We start from the raw sequence: 22,454 nt of genomic DNA on the forward strand, positions 1-22,454 counted from the left end.
CAAAGATTATCAAGCCAATAAAAAACGACGATCGAAAAAACGATCGTCGCTTAATTTTTTTATCGTCGTTAATTACTTAACGGCGTCCTTCAAAGCTTTGCCCGGCTTGAATGCTGGAACCTTGCTTGCAGGGATTTCAATTTCTTGTCCAGTTTGTGGGTTGCGACCTTTACGTGCGGCACGTTGCCGTACTTCAAAGTTACCAAAACCGATTAATTGAACCTTTTCACCCTTGGCCAGAGATGCTTGGATGGAACTGAAGACAGCGTCTACAGCAGCCGTAGCATCCTTCTTCGTCAGACCAGTTGCCGTAGCAACGTCGCTAACCAGTTGTGCTTTGTTTGCCATGTGTTTCACCTCCCACCATTGACGATGGAAACTTCCTCGCCATAGGATCAGTTAATTTTGAGTGGTCCAAAATTAACGAAACAATAACGTGCTCACGCATCATTTCAAAAACTAGATTAGCATAGTGAAACCGCGCTGACAAGCGGTTTAACGGACTTTTTAAATGAAATTTCAATTAAACGCCGATTTGCGAACGTTATCATGAAAATTTAGCTGATTTAACCGTTTCCTATCGCCAAATGCTGATAAAAGTCACGCTCATCTAAGATAAGTCCGGTTTGATTTTGGGAATAAAAGCCACTAGCTATCCCATGGCACAGCCTATTTCCGCTTCCGTTTGATCAGATGAATCGGCGTTCCTGAAAAATCAAACGCCTGTCGAATCTGGTTTTCCAGATAACGCGCATATGAGAAGTGCATCAGGTCCGGATCGTTGACAAAAATAACAAACGTTGGCGGCTCAATCGCCACCTGAGTTGCATAGTAGACGCGCAGCCGCCGACCATTCGTACTTGGCGTTGGATTAGCCGCAATTGCATCCATGATAACGTCATTGAGCACTGATGATTGAATCCGCCGGCGACAATGATCATAGACCTCTTCAATCATCTTTGGCAATTTGAGCAGCCGTTGCCGCGTCTTAGCCGAAACAAAAATAATCGGAGCATAGCTAAGATACTGGAACTCCTGGCGAATCAGATTGGTAAAGTCAGTCATCGTGCGTTGGTCACGATCTGGAATCGTATCCCACTTGTTGACTACGATAATGATCCCCTTACCAGCTTCATGCGCGTAGCCGGCAATATGCTTATCCAGCTCCCGAATGCCTTCTTCAGCGTTTAAAACGACCAATACCACGTCGCTGCCATCAATCGCCCGCATCGAGCGCATGAGGGCATAGCGTTCGGTATTTTCATAAAGCTTACCTTTTTTCTTGATCCCAGCCGTATCAACCATCGTAAACTCGCGACCATCCGCCTTAAAATGCGTATCAATCGCATCGCGCGTTGTCCCAGCAATATTGGATACGATCACCCGATCCTCACCCAGCATGGCATTGACGATCGAAGACTTGCCAACGTTGGGCCGGCCAATCAAACTAAAGTGAATCGTGTCGTCTTCATCGTTGGCGGCATTTTCAGGGAAGTTTTTGATGACGGCATCCAACAAATCCCCAACGCCGACGCCATGAACACTGGAAACTGGATATGGTTCGCCCAGGCCCAACGAGTAGAAGTCATAGACATCGGAGCGTCGTTCTGGATTATCAACTTTATTGACCGCTAAAACAACCGGCTTATCAGACCGGTACAGAATCTGAGCAACCTGCTCATCGGCATCGGTAACACCGCTGCGCACGTCGACCACCATTACGATAACGTCAGCCTCGTCAATCGCCACTTCAGCTTGTTCGCGAATCTGAGTTGACAGCGGCTGGTCAGACATTTCAATCCCACCAGTATCAATCAAGCTAAAATGCTTGCTCAACCACTCGCCATGGGCATAGATACGATCACGCGTAACGCCTGGCGTATCTTCCACGATTGAGATTCGTTCGCCGGCAACCCGGTTAAACAGCGTGGATTTGCCAACATTGGGGCGACCAACGATAGCTACGATTGGATTTGCCATAAATCGGCACCTTCTTTCTAATTAGATTTAATCTATTCCTAAATAAAACTTTCAGGCTCGAGCCTAAAAAGTCTTAATGAAAAAACAAAGCTGGGAAAAATCCCAGCTTTGCTCTTAACGCAATGTTAAATTACTTGCGAGCGTTCTTCAGTTCGTCACCGATCAGATCGCCCAGCGTAAAGCCGTTTTCTTCTTCTGGCATGTTAGCCTTGTAGTCGTTGTTACGACGACGAGGACGACGGTTGCCGCCACGGTGGCCTTCGTTGTTGTCAGAACCAGCTGGCTTTTCTTCCAATGCCTTGATGGACAAGCCCAGACGTTGGTGTTCAGGGTCAACGTTCAGAACCTTAACCTTGACTTCTTCACCTGGCTTCAGAACATCAGCTGGCGTAGCAATGTGCTTGTGGGAGATTTGGGAAATGTGTACCAAACCTTCAACGCCAGGGAATACTTCAACAAAAGCACCAAAGCTGGTCAGGCGCTTAACAGTACCAGTCAAGACAGCACCAACTGGAGCCTTGTCTTGGATGTCATCCCATGGTCCAGGCAGCGTTTGCTTGATGGACAGAGAAATACGTTCGCGTTCTGGGTCAACGCTCAGAACCTTAACTTTAACGTCTTGGCCAGCTTCCAGTACGTCAGATGGCTTGTCAACGTGGTCGTAAGAAATTTCGGAAACGTGAACCAGACCGTCTACACCGCCAAGGTCGATGAAGGCACCAAAGTTAGTCATCCGAGCTACCTTACCTTCGACAACGTCGCCAGGTTGCAGTTCGGAGAAGACCTTCTTGGCAGCTTCTTCGTGTTGAGCTTGAACGATTTCCTTGTGAGAAAGAATCAGGCGGTTGTCGCTTGGTTCAATTTCAACAATCTTGAATTCAAGTTCTTGACCCTTGAATTGGTTCAAGTCTTCAACGTAGTGGTCAGTAATCATTGAGGCAGGTACGAAACCACGAACGCCAGCATCTACAACCAGGCCACCCTTAACAGCTTGGGTAACCTTAGCCGTGATCGTTTCACCAGCTTCGAATTTCTTTTCCAGATCGTCCCATACCTTCATGGCTTCCAAGCGCCGGTGTGAAAGCAGGTAACTGCCGTTTTCCTTGTCGCTGCCAATCTTGGAGATGACAACCAGGTCCAGTTCGTCGCCGACCTTCACAACCGTGTTGATGTCTTCAACGGGCTTGGAAGACAGTTGGTTAGCCGGGACAACCCCTTCAACACCTGAGTCTTCAATACCAACGATCGCTTGACGATCATCAATTTGCAGTACCTTGCCCTTAACAACATCGCCAACCTTAACTTCTTTGATGCTGTCGAGCGCTTCTAACATCGCGTCTTTGTTTTCGTTTTCAGCCATTAAAAAAAATCCTCCTTGCAACAATCAACTCTAGCCACTATTTTACTAGAGTTGAACCAAGTTTACCAGTGTTTAGAATTAATTGTCCTGGTTTTTTTTAATCAGTGCGCTGATTTCATCAACTACCTGATCAATCGTTAAGCTCGTCGTATCAATTAGAGTCGCGTCTTTAGCCTGGGTCAGCGGCGAAACCTTGCGCGTCGAATCTTTTTGATCACGCAGTTTGATGGCTGCTTCCAGTTCCGCCAGTGATTGCGTTGCCAGGCCTTTTTGCAGATTTTCTTCATAACGACGCCGAGCGCGCTCATGGGCACTGGCAACCAAAAACACCTTAACCTGGGCATTTGGCAAAACCGTCGTACCAATATCGCGGCCGTCCATTACGATCCCGCCAGCCTGGGCAATCTGCCGCTGCTGTTCAACCATTTGAGTCCGAACTTCTGGAATGGCAGCAACTGCTGAAACGTTGGCCGCGATCTTTTCTGTTCGAATATCCTTGGTGACCTCATGACCATCAACGAAAACACGCTGATCAGGCTGCCCCGGCTCAAACGTAATCTTGATTCGGCGGGCCAGCTCAATTACCTGCTTGGTATCACTGACGTTAACCCCATTTTCCAACGCTGCCCACGTTACCGAACGATACATGGCACCAGTATCGCAGTAAACGTAGCCAAACCGCTTGGCAATGATTTTTGCGACCGTGCTTTTCCCTGATGAAGCTGGACCATCAATGGCCACTTGCAATCCTTTTTCCATAAGTTTTCAAATTCTCCCCTTATTTGACCCGCAGCTGCTGCCCTGGATGCAACGGCGTATTGGGCGATATGTTGTTGAGACTGGCCAGCTCCGCAACTGTCAGTCCATTATTGGTTGCCACGCGATAGATGCCTTGTCCTGAGCCAACCGTCGTATACTTTGCCCCACTCTCACTGGTTGATGAGGTACTGGCAGCCATACTTGAAGATGAACTGCTCTGGGCACTGGTAATGCTGGTTGAATCCGCTTGACTGCTGCGCTTAGCTTTCGCTGTCTTGGACTTGGCAGTCTCAGCAGCGCTTGACTTGGACTTGGCTTTAGACTTCGCGTGGCTGGATGCTTTTTTTGCCTTGCTCGATACGGACTGAGCAACCTTTTCCGTCTGCTGCGGATGATTGAATGACTGCTCATGATGAACCCAATAAATAATTGGGGTTGCTGCTAAAATCACGATCAAAACGATCAGTATCGTTGTGATGCGTGAATTATGCGAGCTTTGTTTGCGATGGGCCGTTCGCGACAGATGGCCGGAATCATCAAGATCCTGATTGTCTTCAAAGGTCTTGTCCCAAAGTTTGCCCGCCTCTTGGCGATGGTCTTCACGTCGTTCACTCATTAACGAACGCTCCTTTATATTTCAGTGATTGAATCGATTGTAGCGCAAAAAAGCCATGCCTGTCTAGCCAGTTTTCGATTCCTTGGCAAACAGAAACTGCAGCCGTTTTTGCCAATCCAGCTGATCGCTGACGACCGGATTCAACGCGGCCGGCAGCTTAAGATCACTCAGCCGCCATTCGTTTTGGTGGCAATCACAGCAGTTGGGACAATCAGTTGGCAATTCGCCAAAATAACGCATGATATTAGCGCGACGGCACTCTTTTTCATTAACGTAGCTCAGCATAGCTGCCAGCTGCTGATTGACCAGGCGACCTCTATTTTTGAGCATCGCGGTTAATTTTGCATAGTTCCAGCCATGGCTGAGATAAAACTCGATCAATTCAGCTTGCGGCCCCAGCACATTTTCCGGCAGCTTTTTTTGCTGGACTTTTTCCACCACCGCTTGACCAGGCAGTTCAATCTGACTGAGCTGTCTTTGAATCTGTTCGTCACCTGGTGAATACATCAACAGCGCGAGGGCCGGCTTTTGATTGCGACCCGCCCGCCCAATCTCCTGTACGTAGCTTTCCAGACTGCCTGGCAGATGATAGTGAATCACATAGCGAATATCATCTTTATCAATTCCCATGCCAAAAGCACTGGTAGCACAAACAACCTGTAATTGTCCCTGCATGAACTGCTGCTGAATGCGGAAACGATCAATTGCCGAAATCCCAGCGTGATATGCCGCCACCTCAAGTCCAGTCATTTCACCTAGCCAGTCTGCGAGCTCATTGGCCAGCTTACGGCTGGAAAAATATATAATCCCGCCGCCGCCCAGCTCATGTAGCCATTTAGCCAGCCGCTGACGCTTTTGCTGATCATCTTCAACCTGATCGACTGCCAAAAAGATGTTAGGACGATTGACTGAGCGAATCACTCGCCTGACGTTTTTTTCATCAAGCCCCATTTTTTGGAGAATATCATTTTGAACCCGCGGCGTGGCAGTAGCCGTCAACAACAGAATCGGCGGCCGTTTCAAATCGTTTTTGACTTCTTTTAGCAGCAGATACTCAGGCCGAAAATCAGGACCCCACTGTGAGATACAATGCGCTTCATCAATTACCAACAGACTGATTCGACATTTTCTCAATGCTTGCTTGATTGGAGGCTGAGCCAGGATTTCTGGTGAGGCAAAAATAAAGCGATAGGACGCTAACCGTTTTAAGACCTGTTGACGCGAGCGACCCGTTAAAGTGGCATTCAGCATCACGACCTGACGCTCACCATGCTGACGCAGACGATCGACTTGATCCTGCATTAAAGAGATCAGTGGCGAAACAATCAAAACGCTGCCTGGCATCAGATAAGCTGGCAACTGATACAAAAGCGTCTTGCCAGCCCCCGTTGGCAAAACCGCCAAGACGTCATTTTGATTCAAGACGGCTTGAATCGTTTCTTTTTGACCTGGCCGAAATTCATCAAAGCCAAACTGCTGCCTCAGCGTTTGATATAGCAACTGTTCATCCATTACGCTCACCTCCCTTAATGATCTGAAAAAGCCGATACTCAAAGAAGCTCTGCTCGTTTTGCAGCTTATCGGCTGGTGATTGCGGCTCAAGGATTGGCGGCCGAAATTCCCAGGTAGCTGGTTTGCCATGATACTGTGCCGCCAGCTGGTCGATTCGTGTTGGAGTCAGCAAGCGATCTAGCATCAGCGATCTGGGCATAAAGATTGCTGTTTCCAGGATATGCTCGCGAATGGTTCCGAGTTTCAAATGCCTTCTTTGACTGATCTGCTCCAGTGAAAAGCCCTGTTCAAACATTCGCAGAGTAAACGCAGCACTGCGACTCAGCGGTGTTTCATGCAGATGATCAGACAGCAGACTCCTTAACAGACTTGCTGACTGTCTGGCTGCCAAATAGGCAATGCCCAGCCAGACATCCCGCTCCATGATCATGGCCTCATCGACTGAGACCTTTAAAGCCTGCGCTGCCTGATCAATCGTCCAGCCTGTCGTTTGATAGCCAGGCAAAGAAAACACCAGCAGCTTTGCCAGTCGCTCATCCAGTCTGGCTAGATCAGTAGCCGCCTGCTGCAGTTCTGATGCCCAGTCGTCAACGATTTGATTTCGATTTTCATAAAACCACCGATGGACAAAATATAGCTCGGCCGGAGCCAGATTCAAGGGAACATAATGCTTTTGCCGGTGAGCATACTGACTGACCGCCTGCGTTGCCAACAAGACGCGTGGGGCCAATTGATCGGGTCTCGCCAGCCAAGACCATTTTCCAAACTGCGGCTGATAATGCGTTTTTATAAATTTTTCTTTTTCGGCAATCCCACTGGGTGTAAGCCATGCCGTCTGATCATTCATTTTGATCAAGCCGGCCTGTCTCATTTGAACGAGCCATTGCTCAAATTCGTTAACCGTGAGTCTTGGATTAGACCCCAGCCACTTTAAGACACCATATTCGCGGGCCCAAAATAAAGTTGCAACGGTTCGCTTGTTTTTGACGGTATTGCGTAAAACCGCCGTTCTTCTAGGCTGATCGGTCAACATTTCAATAAAATAGCTCTTCAATTTTTCACCCCCCTTGAAATACTATATGCAAATTATACGAAATTTCACCAAAAAAAAACGACTGCAGCTAAACCATCCCCGCAAGCCAATTGAATTGAGTCCGCGGATTATCGTCAACAGTCGTTTTATTGATTAATCTTACATTTGATGCTTAGCCAACCAGTTGGAAAGACGCATTGCCAACAGCGAGGAGACTCCACCAACCAGCAGTCCCTTGATAATATTGAATGGAACGACTCCGATTGCCACTAAAGAAGCAACCGGCATCGTTGGCTTCCAGCCCCAGATTTTCATGTAAAGCGGCGTCAAGACCCACAAGTTCAAAAGCGACATGACCACCGTTAAGACCAGCATTCCCGCGCCGGTTCCCACTAAATAGCGCTGTGCCGGCTTAAGCGCCGTTTTTTTAGCCGCCCACGCAAATGGCAGCAGCAGCGCCAAAGATGAAATAAAGTCGCTGCCCACGCCTAAAAGCTCGCCAATTGAAAAGCCATAGACCAAGGCATGGATCAGACACTTGACGGCTGCAATGATGATTCCGCTAACCGGTCCATAGATCAGCGTTCCCAATAATACCGGCACGTCAGAAAAGTCCAGCTTTAGATATGCGGCAACTGGAACAATCGGAAACTCCAGCATCATTAAAACAAATGCCAATGCACTCAAGCAGGCAATCCCAGCCAGGCGTTGAATACGAATGCTAGAAACTGTCATGATTAAAACCTCCTAATAAATGAAGGTCATCTCCGGGGCTGATCGCCCAACAAAAAAATCCGCAGATGAAAACGGTTCATCTGCGGCAAACACTAATTTCGTTTGAGCGAAAATCTTCTATATACCAGACTATACTGTCGGCACCTGGAATTGCGCCAGGTTCCACCGATAACGAGGAACGTCATCGGGTTGCGGGCTTTTACCGCCGGTCGGGAATCACACCCTGCCTTGAAGATAAACCTATGATTAAATTAATTTCATGATCGCTTAAACTATAGCATAATCATTCTGCGTCTTCAATCAAAAGCTTATAGTTTTTTTAAAGCATTGATCTCATCCATCTTCAGCTCACGCCATTGTCCACCAGGCAGTCCCTTAAGATTTAAAATTCCATCGCTTTCTCGCGTAAGTTTTTCAACTGGATGGCCAACTGCCTTGAACATCTTTTTGACTTGATGATAACGGCCTTCATGAATCGTCAGGCGCACGATTGACACGCGATGCTGCTTGTCAGTACTCAAAAGCTTGGGCTTGGCTTCCTTGGTCTTTTTACCGTCAATCACAACACCATGACGCAACCGTTCCAGATCATGGTTGGAAATCAAGCCCTTGACCTTGGCAACGTACGTTTTTTCAATCTCGAAGCTGGGATGCATCAACTTATTTGCCAAGGCGCCATCATTAGTTAAAAGCAAAACGCCGGTCGTATCATAATCCAAGCGGCCAACCGGATAGATGCGCGCGGTTACCCCACCTTCTTTTAGGATATCGACCACCGTCTTGCGGCCATGCTCATCATGGGCTGACGTGATTACGCCGCGGGGCTTATTAAGCAGATAGTATTCCGGCTGTTCGCGCTCCAACGGTACCCCGTCAACCGTTACCTGATCGCTTGAGCTGACCTTGGTGCCTAGTTCGGTGACCAGCTTGCCGTTGACTTTGACGTGACCTTCTACGATCAGTTTTTCCGAAGCGCGCCGACTGGCTACCCCTGCCTCAGCCATTGCTTTTTGGAGTCTTTCCATCTTCATTTTCTAATGATTCCTTTCTCATTTGTCGTGACTGCAGAGCTCTTAAAAAGATATCGCCATCCAGGTCCTCTGGCTGCAGATTCTTGTCAAGGTCTGGCAGCTCGTCTAAAGTCGTCAGCCCAAAGTAGTCCAAAAAGGCTGGCGTCGTAACGTATAAAAACGGCCGTCCCGGAACTGCCAATCGACCGTGCGTCTCAACCAAGCCGCGAGCCGTCAGTTTCTGCAGCGAGCCAGAACTCTGCACGCCTCGGATTTCATCAATCTCAAGCCGCGTCAATGGCTGTTTATAAGCAACGATGGCCAAGACCTCTAACAGCGTCTGCGTCAATGGCGTCGTCAGCGGTTCCTCGAAATAATGCTGCATGACGTCTGCAAGCTGAGCCTTGGTTGCCAAACGATAAACCGAGTCGCTGTCCAAAAGCGTTAGAGCACAGTTTTCGTCTTGTTGATATTTTTCTTTCAGTTGAGCAACCATTTCCAAAATCGCGGGTTTTAGATATCCCGTCACTTTAGACAGATCGCCCAGTGAAATTCCTTCATCGCCGCTGATAAACAGCAGTCCTTCAATTTCAGCTAATGGGTTCAAGCTTAATCTTCCTCACTTAATTTTCCAGGTGTCAGAATCAATGGAGCAAAACGCGCGGCTTGGTGCAAGATGATTCGGCGATGTTTAGCCAGTTCCAAAACGGCTAAAAACGTCGTCACCAGATTATCCCGTGTCTTTAAATCTTCAAACAGCTCCTCAAACGCAACCGCTCCTTGGCTGACACGCTGCATGACAAATCGAATTCGTTGCTCAACGGTGGTTTTTTCTGGTGCAACGGTAGCCGTTTCTGGTTCGAGCGACTGATGTTTTTTTAAAACCTGTTCAAAGGCTTCCTTAAGCTGTTCAATCGTAGTTCCCGGCGCCGTTTGCGGATGGATGAATTCTGGCGGAACCGCCATTGCCGTACGCGTAAACTCTTTTTGACGAAAGGCTTCTTTATCCTTAAGCTTTTCTGCCGCCTGCTTATAGCGCTGATATTCCAGCAGCTGCTCCACCAGTTCCTCACGCGGATCCTCTTCAACCGCTTCTTCATCTTCTGGCACGGGTGGCTTAGGCAAAAGCATCTGACTCTTGATCGCCATTAAAGTTGCCGCCATGACAAAATACTCACCGGCAACCTCCAGCTGATGACGCTGCATCTGGCGCAGATACTGCATGTATTGGCCAGTGATCTCAGCAATCTGAATATCATAAATATCCATCTCCGACTGCCGAATCAAATGCAGCAACAGATCAAGCGGGCCTTCAAAGTCAGCCAGCTTGATATTGGGCTGATAAGGATGCTGCAGCAGCTGGTTTTCATTGTTTTTCATGCATCTTCTCCCAGTTCGTAATCAATGGCTGTGTTGCCATGGTTCCCATCAAGCGACGATTAGCATATTTCTGATGCAAGGCCGTTAAAAAAGCATAGACGTTTTTACCAGAACGCTCACTGGGCAGAAAAGAAATCCGACGAATCAAGACGTACTCTGGACCTAATTCAACAATCGCCGCTCCGCTAAAATCGCCATCCGCATCATTTTGCCACAGGTAGATCGGATTGCCGACACCCAATGACCAGTCGACCTCTTCAGCCACGCGGTCATAGTCACGCAGTCCAGGAATAAATGACAAAATACCCAGAATAATTTTACGATAGTCTTTACGATATGGTACTAGCATCATTGATTCCTCCCGTTAGCTGATTGCGGATGATACTGACGATACTGGGCAGCTAAATGAACATCAGCAGCCGGTGCATAGCGTTCCGTTGTACTTAGCGACTGATGACCAAGCATCACCCGTACGGCTCTTAGGTCCGCACCATTAGCCAGCATCTCATGAGCAAACGTAGCTCGCAAGACATCTGGCGTTACGTCTAGGTCAAGCCCAGCCTGACTGCCAGCCGCCCGCAGCTTTTGCCAGATTGCCTGCCGCGTTAATGCTTGTCCACGATTATTCAAAAAGAAGACATCAGTATCATCATGCATTAATTCCAGCCGTGCCTCGCTTACATAACGCTTCAGCCAGTTGCTGCAGACATCGCTGATGGGCACGACTCGCTTGCGCCCAGCCCGATCATGAGGCATGACCAGCTGAGCATTAAGATCAACGTCAGCCATTTTTAAGCTCAGCAGCTCGTTGACTCGCATCCCGGTCGCATACAGCAGCTCAAAGATTGCTCGATCACGCAACCCAGTCCGATTCTTGACATTGGGGATGCTTAAAAGACTGGCAGCTTGATCGGCAGATAAAACCGGCATCGGCTTAGCCGGAGCGGCCGTAGTCGTCAGCTGTGCCAACGGATCGCCTTCGACTCGACCCATTTGACGCAGAAACTTATAAAGCTGGCGCAGACTAACGATGTGGCGATTAATGGTTTCTTGAGCCACGCCTTGTTTTTTTAGGTGATCTAAAAAAGCCAGAATTGCAGTTTGATCAACTTCTTGCCAATCTGCATGCTCAGCTTGCAGGTAGCGGATAGCATCCTGGAGGTCACGCTGATAGCTGGCAATGGTGTTTTCGGCCAGCCGCCGTTCAACTCGCAGCTGTTCAATATAGTCAGCAGCAGCCTGCTGCAGCGGTGCTTTATTCATTATTCATCATCTGGATCCTTAATTAATATCAGCTTGCCGTTAACCATGCTGACCAGCCGTGCTTTTAAAAGGTGACCGACGGCACGCTTAAACTGGCCCTTGCTGATGCCAAACTCTTGCCGAATTGCCTCGGGATCACTCTTGTCTGTAAATGGCAGCATGTGGTCTGGTGTTCGGCGCAGCATTTCCAAAAGCATCTGGGCATCTTCACCGATTGCCTGGTAAGCACGCGGCTTTAATGAAAGGTTAAGGCTGCCATGGCTTGATAGACCGATTACTCGTGCCGAGACCTGCTGACCTAATCTAGGCTCTTGATCGCGCTCGCTTGGGTGAATGAAGCCTAGGCAGTAGTCATCTGTAATCACAAACGTTCCCGCCATCTTCAAGCGGTAGACCGTTGCCTTAACGTCCTTGTTTTTCATCCGGGGATTGGGACGATTAGCGATGGCTTCAAAAACGCCCTCATCTGCCAGCTGGCCCCAGATTCGATTTTTTTCGTCAACCTTAAGCGCCATCATTAAGCGATCGCCTTTTTGCGGCCATAGATGCTTGAGACTTGGCAGATCATCCAGCGAAACGACAATATCTTTATTGGGCAGACCAATATCGACAAAGACGCCTAAGTCGCGGCGTACACCAACAACCGTCCCAAAATCATAATGGTCGACTTGAATTGTTGGAATATGTTGGCAGGTCATTTGCAGCTGGTGATTTTCATTTTCATAGACAAAACCACGAACGGAACCGCCAATATGCAAGACCTGGGGACTTTCATCCTTAGGCAAGCGATAGGTTTGACCGTTACGCGCAGGCTGTACGAAATAATCATGGTCGTTTTCGTCAATCATTACGGCATCGACGACTTTGCCAAGTACTGAATTTATCATTTTATCATCCTTAATTTTCTCAGTTGAGTATCTAGCCTATTTTACATAATATTAGAACAAAATAAAAGCAAAGGAGTAAAAAAACCGCCTGTCTAATGACAGACGGTTTTTGCGGATGAAATAATCAAGACTACTTGATCGTTTCAACCCGCATCAGGTTGGTTGCACCTGGCGTGCCCATAGGAACACCGGCAACCACGATGATCTTGTCGCCCGACTTGGCAAAGCCAAGTTCAACTGCCTTCTTAGCAGCCAGAGCAAACATTTCATCAGTGTCAGCTGGCTTGTCAACAACGTATGGTTGAACACCCCAGTTAACCATCAGACCGCGTTCAGTCCGTTCATCAAACGTCAAAGCCAGAATGTCGGCGTTTGGACGGTACTTGGAGATCATACGAGCCGTGTAGCCTGAAGAAGTAGCGGCTACGATAACCTTGATGTCAAGGTCCTTAGCGGCTTGGGCAACTGCAGAACCGATCGTTTCCGTAACGTCGCTCTTGTCAAAGTTGAACGTTTCCGTACCGAACAGGTCCAGGTTGTTTTCAGCCTTAGCGTCGATGCGAGCCATCGTAGAAACGGCTTCTACTGGCCAGTCACCGTTGGCACTTTCACCAGACAGCATCGTTGCATCAGTACCATCAAAGACAGCGTTGGCAACGTCAGAAACTTCGGCACGCGTTGGGCGTGGGTTTTCTTCCATGGAGTCCAGCATTTGGGTAGCCGTGATAACTGGCTTGCCCATTTCGTTGCAGCGGCGAATCATCTTCTTTTGTACCAATGGCACGTTTTCAGCTGGGATTTCAACACCCATGTCACCACGTGGAACCATCAGACCATCAGCAACTTGCATAATTGCTTCGAAGTTGTCGATACCTTCTTGAGATTCGATCTTAGGGAAGATTTGAACGTCTTCCATGTTCTTTTCCTTCAGCAGTGCACGAATGTCTTCGATATCTTCTGGCTTACGAACGAAGGAAGCGGCAATGTAGTTGATACCTTGTTCCAGACCAAAACGAATGTCGCTAGAGTCCTTTTCCGTGATACCTGGCAGGTTGATGGAAACGCCAGGTGCGTTAACACCCTTGCGTGAACCCAGCATACCATGGTTTTGAACCGTGCAGACCAGTTCATGGTTAGCTTCGTCCTTTTCATCGATGATCATGTCGATCAGACCATCATCAAACAGAACGTGGCCGCCAACGTGAACGTCGTCGTACAGACCTGGGTAGGTAACAGCAATCTTTTCGTGCGTACCTTCAATGGAGTCATCCATTGAGATCCGAACCTTGTCACCAGCATTGAATTCGATCTTACCGTCTTTTTCAACAGTAGTACGAATTTCAGCACCCTTAGTGTCCAACATCAGACCAACGTGCTTACCGGTGATTTCTTGAGCCTTCTTAACATTGTTCATCCGGCCCAGGTGTTCTGGGTGATCACCGTGTGAGAAGTTGAAACGGAAAATGTTGGCACCAGCATTGATCAGCTTTACAATCGTGTCAACATCAGTACTTGCAGGACCAAGGGTACTTACAATCTTGGTTTTCTTCATAAGTGACATCTCTCCTTTGCATTAATGCATAAACTGCGCCATTGCGCACCTCATTTGCACAACACTTATCATAGCACTTTTTAAATTCGTTGTCTTTACTAATTACACCAGGAAAGCGCTAACACTTCAATTATTTTTGACACTGGAAACAAACCATTTCATGGCACGGATTGATAGACCACGTTGCTAACCCCCAAAAGATCAATCAGTCCTTTTTTAGTCGCTTCATCTCCACTGAGCCACTGACTACGTGGCAACAGACGCGTCTGCCGCTTTTCAGGATAGTAGATCATCACTGGCACGTTGCCATGATGACTGCTGATAAATTCCTGCAGCTGAGCGGTTAACCGTGGCGTCAGCGCATTCTTTCTCAGCTGCAGAAACCAACGCGTCTTAGCTGGCGCCGATCCACGCTCACCAGCAGCCGAAGCCAGCTGAATTCGACTGGCCAGCAGCTGCAGACTGCCATTACGATTTTCCACTCGGCCGCTGATAATCAAGACATTGCGCGCAGCAATCAGTTCTTGGTAGCGCTGGAACTGTTTTGGAAAAACCGTTACCTCAATACTGCCGGTTTCATCTGAGGCACTGACGAACGCCATTGGCTGATGCGTTTTTTTAGTATTGATCGTTTTAACGCGACTAACGTAAAGGATTAATGTCGCATTCATCCCCTCTTTTAGCCGCGCCACCGTAACCGCGTGCAGCTGACCAGCCAATGATCGATATTGACTGACCGGGTGTCCTGACAGATAGACGCCCAGGTACTCATGCTCTTTTTCTAATCGCTGGGCCAATGGATACTCAGGACGAGCTGGAATCGTCGTTTGAAAAGTATCGCTACCCAAAAACGCTTGGTTGAACTCGGCGCCTTCAATCAAATCCGCCAATGCGTCAATCATTTCAGCACGATTGCTGCCCAGATGATCAAATGCACCAGCATAGATCAGTGGCGCAATCAGCTCGGATTTTCTAAATCTGACGTCAAGGCGGCCAATAAAATCTGCCAAGCTGGCAAACTGGCCATTCTCTCTTTTCCGGAGAATCTCGCTGATCAGATCGCGGCGCACGCCTTTGATCATAGACAAGCCAAACAAGACCCGCCCCCCATGCAGACTAAAATCAGCCTGACTAAAGTTGATGCTGGGGCCGACAATGGTAACGCCAAATGATTTGGCATCCTCAAAATAGGTGCGCATCTTTTCTGATCCTGCGTGAGCATTCAAGAGCGCGGCAAAAAAGGCCGGTGCAAAGTGGCATTTAAGATAGGCCATTTCAAAAGCCATCATTGAGTAGGCTACGGCATGCGAGCGGTTGAAGCCGTAATTAGCAAACCGATCAATATATTCAAAAACCTGTTCGGCAATCGGTTTGGAATAGCCATTGGCAACTGCTCCTTTAATAAAGCGTCCCCGCATCTGTTCCATCACGTCGGCTTTTTTCTTACTCATGGCACGGCGTAGCAGATCGGCCTGTCCTAAAGTAAACCCTGCCATTTTAGCGGCTAGCTGCATTACTTGTTCTTGATATACCAAAATGCCATAAGTCGGTGCCAGAATCGGTGCCAATGAAGGATCCGGCAAAACCACCTTTTCGCGCCCTTCCTTACGAGCAATAAAGTGGGCAATGTTATCCATGGGGCCAGGACGATACAGGGCATTAACAGCTACGATCATCTCAAAGTTTTCTGGATGCAGACGAATCAAGACCTGACGAATCCCGCTCGATTCAAACTGAAAGATTCCTCCCGTTGCTCCTGTTTGAAACAGCTTTAAAGTCAGCGGATCATTGAGATTGATCTGATGCAGGTCAAAATCGGGCTGGCTTTTTTCAATCAAACGCAGAGCTGAATCCATGATTGACAGGTTGCGCAGACCCAAGAAATCCATCTTCAAAAGCCCCAATGCCTCAACCGTATCTTTGGGAAACTGTGTCATTAAGAGCCCATCGCTGCCGTTTTGTAAGGGAACCAGCTGATTGAGCGGCGCTTGTGACAAAACGACCCCAGCCGCGTGCGTTGAGTAGTGTCTGGGCAGTCCTTCAATCCGGAGTGCCGTTTTCATCAAAAGTGCGTTCTGCGAAGAATCACTAAGCAGATTATTAAGGGTCCGCGATTCGTTTAATGCCTGCTGCAGAGTAATTTTAGGCAGACTAGGAATCGCTCTGGCCAGTTCATCGATAGCATAGACCGGCATACCAAAAACACGACCCACGTCTCTGATGGCCTGCTTAGCGCCAAACGTCCCAAAAGTAATGATCTGAGCAACTCTGGTATGACCATATTTTTGATGAACGTATTGCAAAACCTCGTCACGCCGATTATCAGGCAGATCCAAATCGATATCCGGCATCTGAGCTCGTTCCGGATTTAAGAACCTTTCAAAAAGCAGCTGATACTTTAAGGGATCGACTTCGGTAATCTCTAACACATAGGCCACCAGTGAACCGGCTGCCGACCCACGTCCTGGATCTGTCGCCATCTTTTTTTGGTGAGCAAAGCGCATGACATCCCAAACAATCAGAAAATAATCATCAAAGCCCATTTCGTGAATCGTGGTCAATTCACGCTGCAAGCGCCGCTCATAATCAGCGGACGAATATCCGGATGCCAAGGGACGCTTTTTAAGTCCAGCCAGACAGAGCTGCTTTAGATAATCGGCCGCGCTTTGATGGTGTGGCGTAGGAAACTTAGGCAGGATGGGATTCTGAAACTTGATTTCAACATTGCATTCCCGTGCGATTATCGCTGTCTGAGCAGCCGCATCTTCAAATTCAGAGTCTAAAAAGGCCTGCTGCAGTTGTTCTTTGGTTGGCAGCGCGTGACTGATCTTATTCTGAGCTTGGAAAAACGGGTTGGCCATTTTGGCACCCTTTTCGATATGTCTTAAAACATCGGTCGCAAAAGCATCATCATTTTCCAGATACTCAATTTTAGGCGTCGCCGCCAATGAAATGGCATAGTGCTGCGCCGTCTGCCTGATCTGTTCGCGCTGGATGGCGTCAAGCTCCAGATCAACCCCCAGCCAGCAATGCCGCGCCGTTTTTTCAATCAGTGCCGGCAGCCATTGGTCAATCATCGTTTGATCAAGCGTCAGCGGCTGCGCAGGTAAAATCAGATCCAGATCCGTTAAAAACGGCTCGATCTCCTGCTGCGTTAAAAAACGTGCCTGTGCCTGCGTCTGCTTTAAAGTCGACAGCTGCATCAGATTAGCGTAGCCAGCCTGCGTACGAGCCAAAAACAAAACTTCCAAGCCCTGCGTGGTCATTGCCGTGGTCTTCAAATACAGCCGCAACCCTAGCAAAGGCTTAATGCCTGATGCTTTGGCAGCATTATAAAAATCAATCGCTCCATACATCACGTTCCAGTCCGCCAAAGCAACCGCTTGATAGCCCCTGTTTTTGGCTCCTTGAACCAATTCAGTCGGGCGCAGCGGACTCTGCAGGAGACTATAGGTGCTGATCACGTTGAGCGGCACAATTTCCATTTGGCATCCATCCTTTCCTTAAAAATTATAGCAGAAGCCAATGCCGAAAAGCGCGCTGCGACATTAATAAAAAGCCAGTCGATTCCAGATCAGCTGACTTTTCATTGATTTAACCATGTTTTTTTATCCAGTCCAAAATTTCTTGATAGACCGCCAGTCGACGCGATGGTTCGTTTAATACCTGATGTCTTAAAAATGGATAGACATGGAGCTCTTTGTCGCGCGACGAGATCTCACGATAGCTGTCCATTGAATCCGTGACGCTGACAACGCCATCTTCGGCACCATGCAGAATCAAGACCGGATCAACAAAATCAGCCGCATGCGTTCGATTAAAAGCTACCAGATCCATGGCCGCATTCAGCAGCGAGCCTTTAATCTCAGTCAGGTTCAATGGGTCGTCTTGATAGTCTTGACGCATCCAGGCACTGCTGTTACTGCGATCGCCAAAGCTGCCGCTGATCGTTTCATCATCTTCAAAATGACGAACTGGTCCAAAAATCTGATGATGATAACGTGTCAAAGCTCCTACTGAAATAATGCCGTTGACCGTCTTCGGATACTTAGCGCCAAATGCCATTGCCGTACCGCCGCCCAGACTGTGTCCAACCACAAAAATCGGCAGGTGCGGCGTATTTTTCTTGGCCCAGTCAACGACGGTTTTAAGATCATCAGGAAAATGATTAAAATCGCCATAAACGCCATGCGGTCCTGGTGTCTGGCCATGACCACGATGATCATAGCGATAGACGGCAACCTGATGGCGAACAAAATAATTGGTCATATAGTCATAACGACCTTGATGCCCCCCCAGACCATGAACGATAACCAATACGGCAGCCGGCGCCACGGGTAAATTTTGGCGAACGAACAGCTGCTGGCCATCGATAGCCTTTAACAACAGCTGCGAATCACCGAGCGATGCGGACATAATTTCTTCCTCCCTTAATTAGAAAATTATTAGAATTATAACATTTTTTCATTTTTAAAGCTTTATTTTACGAATTTATCTAACTTAAAAATATGCAGCCCAATCTGATCCAGGCTCTATAAAACCTAAGCACCGTCTTCAGTCAACGAACCGACCTTGGAACGCTTTTCTTTTCTTATAAGGCACCTTGGCCCCTGAGTCAGTTGGTTAATAATGCCTTAGATTATCAATACTCAAGTCAGATTTTTTATGTTAGAATAGTTTTGTATCCAACTAAGGGGTGAACTAAAATGCGTACAATTGGCAAAGAAATTATGATCATTATCTGGAGCTTTATTCTGGGTGACGTTTTGGGCTACATTGCCGGTCAACTGGAAAGCTGCACGGTTAATTACGTAACTACCGGTATTGTTGCCGTTGTTGTAGCATTATTGGCAACCAACTGCATTTCCCTGATTTCAAAGCAGGCTAACCCAGAAAAGGCTGCTAAATAATTTTACTCAGCAATTATAAAAAGAGCACTGAAAGTCTTCAGTGCTCTTTTTGTTTTCTTAGCGTTCAAAGCCACAAAGCGTATAGCCATCAGTGATTGCCTGTCCCTGCGTCATCGTATCAACGGTTTTGGAACGAGCCAGGGCGCGGCAGTTGCGATTCAGATGATACTTGGTGCCATTGGGCGTGACATAAACGGTAGTCTGGTCATTATTGCCTTGGCTGGCCGTTTGACTGTTTGCGGTTTTAGAAACGGCCGCCGTTGAGCTGACGTTCTGGGCACTATTGTCAACCGTGCTAGTCCCATCAGCATAGTTGAGCGTTACGCCATCCTGTACATTAAAAATATAGACGTTAAACTTAATGGCCTGAGTGTTGACTGACTCAGCCTGCATATGCACACCCCGCGCCAGCAGCTCATCGCCTCGAAAAATCGGCGTCACTTGATAGCGGACATAGTCATTAGGATGCGTCCGCAGATAGTCGGCAACCTCATCTTCATAGCGAACCATCTCAGGATCATTGAGCGAGCGCGTTCCGGTAATCAGATTCTTCCAGTTGTTGTTTTGCCCCGTCAGCTGATAGCCGATCAGATGCGAGCGATTGTATAAATAACCACCTTTGATTTTTTTATTGTGCCAGCCGGTGGGCGTAACGTTGAGTGGCTCGCGCTTGGCTTTAGGCATCAAAGAACGATTCAGCAGTGCGTTGGCTTGCGTGGCGCGATTCAAACGATCCAGATTGCCATATTGCTGCCAGGCACCATGACTGGTATCCAGATCCTCACTGGTGAAATCCGGCTGACCATTGTTGACGTTGATGGTCTGCGTTCCTTGATAGTCAAGCTGAGCCAGCTGTTCATCAGATTGGCTGGAAGACGCGGCTGCCTGCTTTTTCACGCGCTGCGATCTGTGTTTTTTGGCTGCCTTAACAACTGTTGGCTGAGCCGTATCAAGTGCGGGCAGCATCTGTGGCGTCTGTATGCCGATTCCTAGCGCCAGCAGCGGCATCAGCAGCAGCTTTAGCATTTTTCGTTTCATTAACTACTCCCCCAATAATAAAAGGAGCGATCTTATTCAACCGCTCCATCCTTAAAACTATAGTAACACGTTTTAATAAGTGATGCGACGCCCTTTAAATCATTTTTAAAGTATAAAGTCAGCTAAATTGTTCTTGAGCTGCTTCCGGTTGCAATGACTAGATCGTGGCCAGTGGCTGTTTTTGACGAGGTGACGGAAAGGCCCGTTCTAACTCCAACAGCTCTGCATCACTGAATTCCAGCTCACCAGCCGCCACGTTCTGCCGAGCATGCTCAGGGTTGCCGGTCTGAGGAATCGTCAGCGTATTGCCACAGCGAATGGTCCAGGCTAACATGATCTGATAAACCGTAGCGTGATGCCGATCAGCCAGTTTTTGCAGCGTTGGATCAGCAGTCAGCCGACCACTCAAAGTATCGCCTTGCGCAACTGGCGAATAGGCAATCAATGGCAGTCCTTGATCTTTTTGCCAGGCCAGCAGATCATATTCGATCCCGCGTCGATCAAGATTATAAAGATCTTCATTAGCCGCGCAGTTGCCGCCGTTTGGCAGGGCATACAGTTCTTTTAGATCGGCCACGTCAAAATTAGAGACGCCCCAGGCTCGAATCTTGCCAGCCTGTTTGACCCGTTCCAGCTCAGCTATGGTTTCAGCCAATGGGACCTGTCCGCGCCAGTGTAAAAGATACAAGTCGAAATAGTCAATACCAACGTTTTTTAAGCTGCGGTCCAGACTTTTTTCTAACTGCGCGCGGCTGGCATTTTGTGGCAGGACCTTGTCAATGATAAACAGATTTTTACGGTTAAATGGCTTAATGGCTTCGGCTACCAGGCGCTCGGCCCTGCCATTACCATACATCTCGGCCGTATCGATGACTTGGGCGCCAGCTTTAATACCTGCCTGCAGCGCTTCAACCTCCGTCGCGTGCTTAACAGGATCATCTCCCATGTGCCAGGTACCCAGGCCGACTGCCGGTAATACGCGCTGATTGATCGTAACAGTTTGCATGACTCATCATCCTTTCCAATTCAGGCTATTTCTTAAAGCATATCACCAACGAATCAATCATCACAGCGCTTTCAACCAATTCCAATTAAAAATCCCTGCCACTCAGCTGCGACAGGGATTTTATGCCTTAAACAACGAAAGCTATTTAATCGACGACTGGGCCGTCAGCTTAACGATCTCCAGCAAAACGTCCAGGGCTTTTTCCATGGTCTGCAAAGAAACGTACTCAAAGCGCGAGTGCATGTTCTCACCGCCTGCAAACAGGTTGGGCGTTGGCAGCCCCAGATACGAAATCGTGGAACCATCCGTACCGCCCCGCACTGGATAGATCACTGGCTGAATGTCTAGATTCTCCATCGCCTGCTTGGCAATCGCAACAACTTCCATGTGGTCTTTGAGCGCATCTTTTAAATTATAGTATTGATCATAAAGCTTCATTTGAATCCGCTCTTCACCCAGCTTTTCGTTTAGCTGTGAAACGATCTGCGTAAGATTCTGCTTGCGCTCTTCGAATTTTTGCCGATCATGATCCCGAATCAGATAGGTCATTTCGGCATGATCAACGCCGCCGTTAAATTTATAAAGATGGTAAAAGCCTTCGCGACCGGACGTTTTCTCAGCGCGATCGTGTTCTGGCAGGCGGTCGTGCAGATCAATGCCGACTTGAATAGCATTGACCATCGTCCCTTTGGCAACCCCAGTGTGAACATCCTTACCAGTAATCGTAATCTCGGCTTGGGCAGCGTTAAAAGTTTCGTATTCCAACTCACCCAGAGGCCCGCCATCAACCGTATAGGCAAAGTCTGCACCAAAATCCTTAACGTCAAAATGATCGGCACCAGTACCAATCTCCTCATCCGGCCCCAGACCGATTTGGATCGTTCCGTGCTTGATTTCAGGATGCTTCAGCAAATACGATGCCATCGTTACGATCTCAGCCACGCCCGATTTGTCATCAGCGCCTAAAAGCGTGCGGCCATCCGTCGTAATCAGCGTCTGATGTGCATATTTTTTCAATGACGGAAACTCAGCTGGAGAAAGCTGGTAGCCGCTGTCCGACAAGGCAATGTCAGATTGGCCATCATAATCGTCAATCACCTGTGGCAGGACATGGTCGGCATTGAAGTCCGCCGTATCGATATGTGCAATTAAACCAACGACCGGCACGTCATGATCTAGATTGCTGGGGATCGTTGCCAACAAATATGAGTTCTGCGGATGAATACGAACGTTGCTCAGTCCCAGGTCTTGCAGCTCTTGAGCCAGTTGCCTTAAAAAAGCCGTTTCTTTAGGACTGGAAGGCACCGTAGCTGATTGCGGATCCGAGCGCGTTTCAACTTGAACGTATTTTAAAAACCGCGGCAACAGTTCAGGATATTTTTCTTCAGTCAAATCGATCACCTTTTCTTTATG

Annotated in this window: 21 protein-coding genes and 1 riboswitch; of the genes, 1 reads left to right on the top strand and 20 read right to left on the bottom strand. The window is 48.1% G+C overall.

Going from position 1 to position 22,454, the window contains the following annotated elements; all coding sequences use genetic code 11:
* Positions 1-72: 72 nt before the first annotated feature.
* From ACLUWI_RS03770 to ACLUWI_RS03850, 17 genes are all read right to left on the bottom strand, one after another.
* The gene (locus ACLUWI_RS03770; RefSeq protein ID WP_033934753.1) at positions 73-348 is read right to left on the bottom strand and encodes an HU family DNA-binding protein; all 276 of its coding nucleotides are present in this window, start codon (positions 346-348) and stop codon (positions 73-75) included.
* A 321-nt stretch (positions 349-669) separates the two neighbouring features.
* Positions 670-1,980 (bottom strand): ribosome biogenesis GTPase Der, encoded by a 1,311-nt coding sequence (gene der / locus ACLUWI_RS03775; RefSeq protein WP_412146206.1) that lies wholly within the window; start codon positions 1,978-1,980, stop codon positions 670-672.
* A gap of 130 nt (positions 1,981-2,110) precedes the next feature.
* On the bottom strand, positions 2,111-3,340 hold the full coding sequence (rpsA, locus tag ACLUWI_RS03780; protein WP_412146207.1) for a 30S ribosomal protein S1: 1,230 nt from the start codon (positions 3,338-3,340) through the stop codon (positions 2,111-2,113).
* A 78-nt stretch (positions 3,341-3,418) separates the two neighbouring features.
* Positions 3,419-4,099, bottom strand: coding sequence for a (d)CMP kinase (gene cmk, locus ACLUWI_RS03785; RefSeq protein ID WP_412146208.1), 681 nt, complete (start codon positions 4,097-4,099; stop codon positions 3,419-3,421).
* 19 nt (positions 4,100-4,118) lie between these two features.
* Positions 4,119-4,715, bottom strand: a complete 597-nt coding sequence (locus tag ACLUWI_RS03790; RefSeq protein ID WP_412146209.1) for an SAG1386/EF1546 family surface-associated protein — start codon at positions 4,713-4,715, stop codon at positions 4,119-4,121.
* A gap of 63 nt (positions 4,716-4,778) precedes the next feature.
* Positions 4,779-6,227, bottom strand: a complete 1,449-nt coding sequence (locus tag ACLUWI_RS03795; protein ID WP_412146210.1) for a RecQ family ATP-dependent DNA helicase — start codon at positions 6,225-6,227, stop codon at positions 4,779-4,781.
* On the bottom strand, positions 6,220-7,281 hold the full coding sequence (locus ACLUWI_RS03800; protein ID WP_412146211.1) for a helix-turn-helix domain-containing protein: 1,062 nt from the start codon (positions 7,279-7,281) through the stop codon (positions 6,220-6,222). Before ACLUWI_RS03800 ends, ACLUWI_RS03795 begins: the two co-directional genes overlap by 8 nt.
* A gap of 138 nt (positions 7,282-7,419) precedes the next feature.
* Positions 7,420-7,995, bottom strand: coding sequence for an ECF transporter S component (locus ACLUWI_RS03805; protein ID WP_412146212.1), 576 nt, complete (start codon positions 7,993-7,995; stop codon positions 7,420-7,422).
* Positions 7,996-8,103: 108 nt separating this feature from the next.
* A riboswitch (FMN riboswitch) is annotated at positions 8,104-8,235 on the bottom strand.
* 68 nt (positions 8,236-8,303) lie between these two features.
* Positions 8,304-9,020, bottom strand: coding sequence for a pseudouridine synthase (locus ACLUWI_RS03810; protein WP_412146259.1), 717 nt, complete (start codon positions 9,018-9,020; stop codon positions 8,304-8,306).
* Positions 8,992-9,612: an SMC-Scp complex subunit ScpB gene (gene scpB / locus ACLUWI_RS03815; protein ID WP_412146213.1), complete on the bottom strand. Its 621-nt coding sequence runs from the start codon at positions 9,610-9,612 to the stop codon at positions 8,992-8,994. The genes ACLUWI_RS03810 and scpB overlap by 29 nt, the downstream gene beginning before the upstream one ends.
* Before the next feature lie 2 nt (positions 9,613-9,614).
* Positions 9,615-10,385, bottom strand: a complete 771-nt coding sequence (locus tag ACLUWI_RS03820; protein ID WP_412146214.1) for a segregation and condensation protein A — start codon at positions 10,383-10,385, stop codon at positions 9,615-9,617.
* A complete protein-coding gene (locus tag ACLUWI_RS03825) occupies positions 10,372-10,734 on the bottom strand; it encodes a reductase (protein ID WP_412146215.1) in 363 nt (120 codons plus the stop codon). Before ACLUWI_RS03825 ends, ACLUWI_RS03820 begins: the two co-directional genes overlap by 14 nt.
* Positions 10,734-11,648, bottom strand: coding sequence for a tyrosine-type recombinase/integrase (locus tag ACLUWI_RS03830; protein ID WP_412146216.1), 915 nt, complete (start codon positions 11,646-11,648; stop codon positions 10,734-10,736). The genes ACLUWI_RS03825 and ACLUWI_RS03830 overlap by 1 nt, the downstream gene beginning before the upstream one ends.
* Complete coding sequence (locus tag ACLUWI_RS03835; RefSeq protein WP_412146260.1) at positions 11,648-12,532, bottom strand: S1 RNA-binding domain-containing protein; 885 nt, start codon at positions 12,530-12,532, stop codon at positions 11,648-11,650. Before ACLUWI_RS03835 ends, ACLUWI_RS03830 begins: the two co-directional genes overlap by 1 nt.
* Positions 12,533-12,665: 133 nt before the next feature.
* On the bottom strand, positions 12,666-14,087 hold the full coding sequence (gene pyk, locus ACLUWI_RS03840; RefSeq protein WP_412146217.1) for a pyruvate kinase: 1,422 nt from the start codon (positions 14,085-14,087) through the stop codon (positions 12,666-12,668).
* Positions 14,088-14,245: 158 nt separating this feature from the next.
* Positions 14,246-17,572 (bottom strand): DNA polymerase III subunit alpha, encoded by a 3,327-nt coding sequence (locus ACLUWI_RS03845; protein ID WP_412146218.1) that lies wholly within the window; start codon positions 17,570-17,572, stop codon positions 14,246-14,248.
* Between the two features lie 109 nt (positions 17,573-17,681).
* Positions 17,682-18,503, bottom strand: coding sequence for an alpha/beta hydrolase (locus tag ACLUWI_RS03850; protein ID WP_412146219.1), 822 nt, complete (start codon positions 18,501-18,503; stop codon positions 17,682-17,684).
* Positions 18,504-18,793: 290 nt separating this feature from the next.
* On the opposite strand from ACLUWI_RS03850, the gene ACLUWI_RS03855 reads away from it, so the two are divergent.
* Positions 18,794-18,997, top strand: coding sequence for a YjzD family protein (locus ACLUWI_RS03855; protein ID WP_033934762.1), 204 nt, complete (start codon positions 18,794-18,796; stop codon positions 18,995-18,997).
* A 57-nt stretch (positions 18,998-19,054) separates the two neighbouring features.
* Here the strand turns inward: ACLUWI_RS03855 and ACLUWI_RS03860 are convergent, their stop codons facing one another.
* From ACLUWI_RS03860 to pepT, 3 genes are all read right to left on the bottom strand, one after another.
* Positions 19,055-20,005 carry a DNA/RNA non-specific endonuclease gene (locus ACLUWI_RS03860; protein ID WP_412146261.1) on the bottom strand — a complete coding sequence of 317 codons (951 nt, stop codon included), beginning with the start codon at positions 20,003-20,005 and terminating at the stop codon, positions 19,055-19,057.
* A gap of 187 nt (positions 20,006-20,192) precedes the next feature.
* Positions 20,193-21,041, bottom strand: coding sequence for an aldo/keto reductase (locus tag ACLUWI_RS03865; RefSeq protein WP_412146220.1), 849 nt, complete (start codon positions 21,039-21,041; stop codon positions 20,193-20,195).
* Positions 21,042-21,182: 141 nt separating this feature from the next.
* The gene (pepT, locus tag ACLUWI_RS03870; protein ID WP_412146221.1) at positions 21,183-22,433 is read right to left on the bottom strand and encodes a peptidase T; all 1,251 of its coding nucleotides are present in this window, start codon (positions 22,431-22,433) and stop codon (positions 21,183-21,185) included.
* Positions 22,434-22,454 lie beyond the last annotated feature (21 nt).

The sequence above is a fragment of the Limosilactobacillus mucosae genome, assembly GCF_046939755.1.
Taxonomy (GTDB): domain Bacteria; phylum Bacillota; class Bacilli; order Lactobacillales; family Lactobacillaceae; genus Limosilactobacillus; species Limosilactobacillus mucosae_A.

Coding starts and splice junctions, on each gene's coding strand:
- ACLUWI_RS03770 (WP_033934753.1), bottom strand. CDS start 348: ATGGCAAACAAAGCACAACTGGTTAGCGACGTTGCTACGGCAACTGGT.
- der (WP_412146206.1), bottom strand. CDS start 1,980: ATGGCAAATCCAATCGTAGCTATCGTTGGTCGCCCCAATGTTGGCAAA.
- rpsA (WP_412146207.1), bottom strand. CDS start 3,340: ATGGCTGAAAACGAAAACAAAGACGCGATGTTAGAAGCGCTCGACAGC.
- cmk (WP_412146208.1), bottom strand. CDS start 4,099: ATGGAAAAAGGATTGCAAGTGGCCATTGATGGTCCAGCTTCATCAGGG.
- ACLUWI_RS03790 (WP_412146209.1), bottom strand. CDS start 4,715: ATGAGTGAACGACGTGAAGACCATCGCCAAGAGGCGGGCAAACTTTGG.
- ACLUWI_RS03795 (WP_412146210.1), bottom strand. CDS start 6,227: ATGGATGAACAGTTGCTATATCAAACGCTGAGGCAGCAGTTTGGCTTT.
- ACLUWI_RS03805 (WP_412146212.1), bottom strand. CDS start 7,995: ATGACAGTTTCTAGCATTCGTATTCAACGCCTGGCTGGGATTGCCTGC.
- ACLUWI_RS03810 (WP_412146259.1), bottom strand. CDS start 9,020: ATGGAAAGACTCCAAAAAGCAATGGCTGAGGCAGGGGTAGCCAGTCGG.
- ACLUWI_RS03820 (WP_412146214.1), bottom strand. CDS start 10,385: ATGAAAAACAATGAAAACCAGCTGCTGCAGCATCCTTATCAGCCCAAT.
- ACLUWI_RS03825 (WP_412146215.1), bottom strand. CDS start 10,734: ATGCTAGTACCATATCGTAAAGACTATCGTAAAATTATTCTGGGTATT.
- ACLUWI_RS03830 (WP_412146216.1), bottom strand. CDS start 11,648: ATGAATAAAGCACCGCTGCAGCAGGCTGCTGCTGACTATATTGAACAG.
- pyk (WP_412146217.1), bottom strand. CDS start 14,087: ATGAAGAAAACCAAGATTGTAAGTACCCTTGGTCCTGCAAGTACTGAT.
- ACLUWI_RS03845 (WP_412146218.1), bottom strand. CDS start 17,572: ATGGAAATTGTGCCGCTCAACGTGATCAGCACCTATAGTCTCCTGCAG.
- ACLUWI_RS03850 (WP_412146219.1), bottom strand. CDS start 18,503: ATGTCCGCATCGCTCGGTGATTCGCAGCTGTTGTTAAAGGCTATCGAT.
- ACLUWI_RS03855 (WP_033934762.1), top strand. CDS start 18,794: ATGCGTACAATTGGCAAAGAAATTATGATCATTATCTGGAGCTTTATT.
- ACLUWI_RS03860 (WP_412146261.1), bottom strand. CDS start 20,005: ATGCCGCTGCTGGCGCTAGGAATCGGCATACAGACGCCACAGATGCTG.
- ACLUWI_RS03865 (WP_412146220.1), bottom strand. CDS start 21,041: ATGCAAACTGTTACGATCAATCAGCGCGTATTACCGGCAGTCGGCCTG.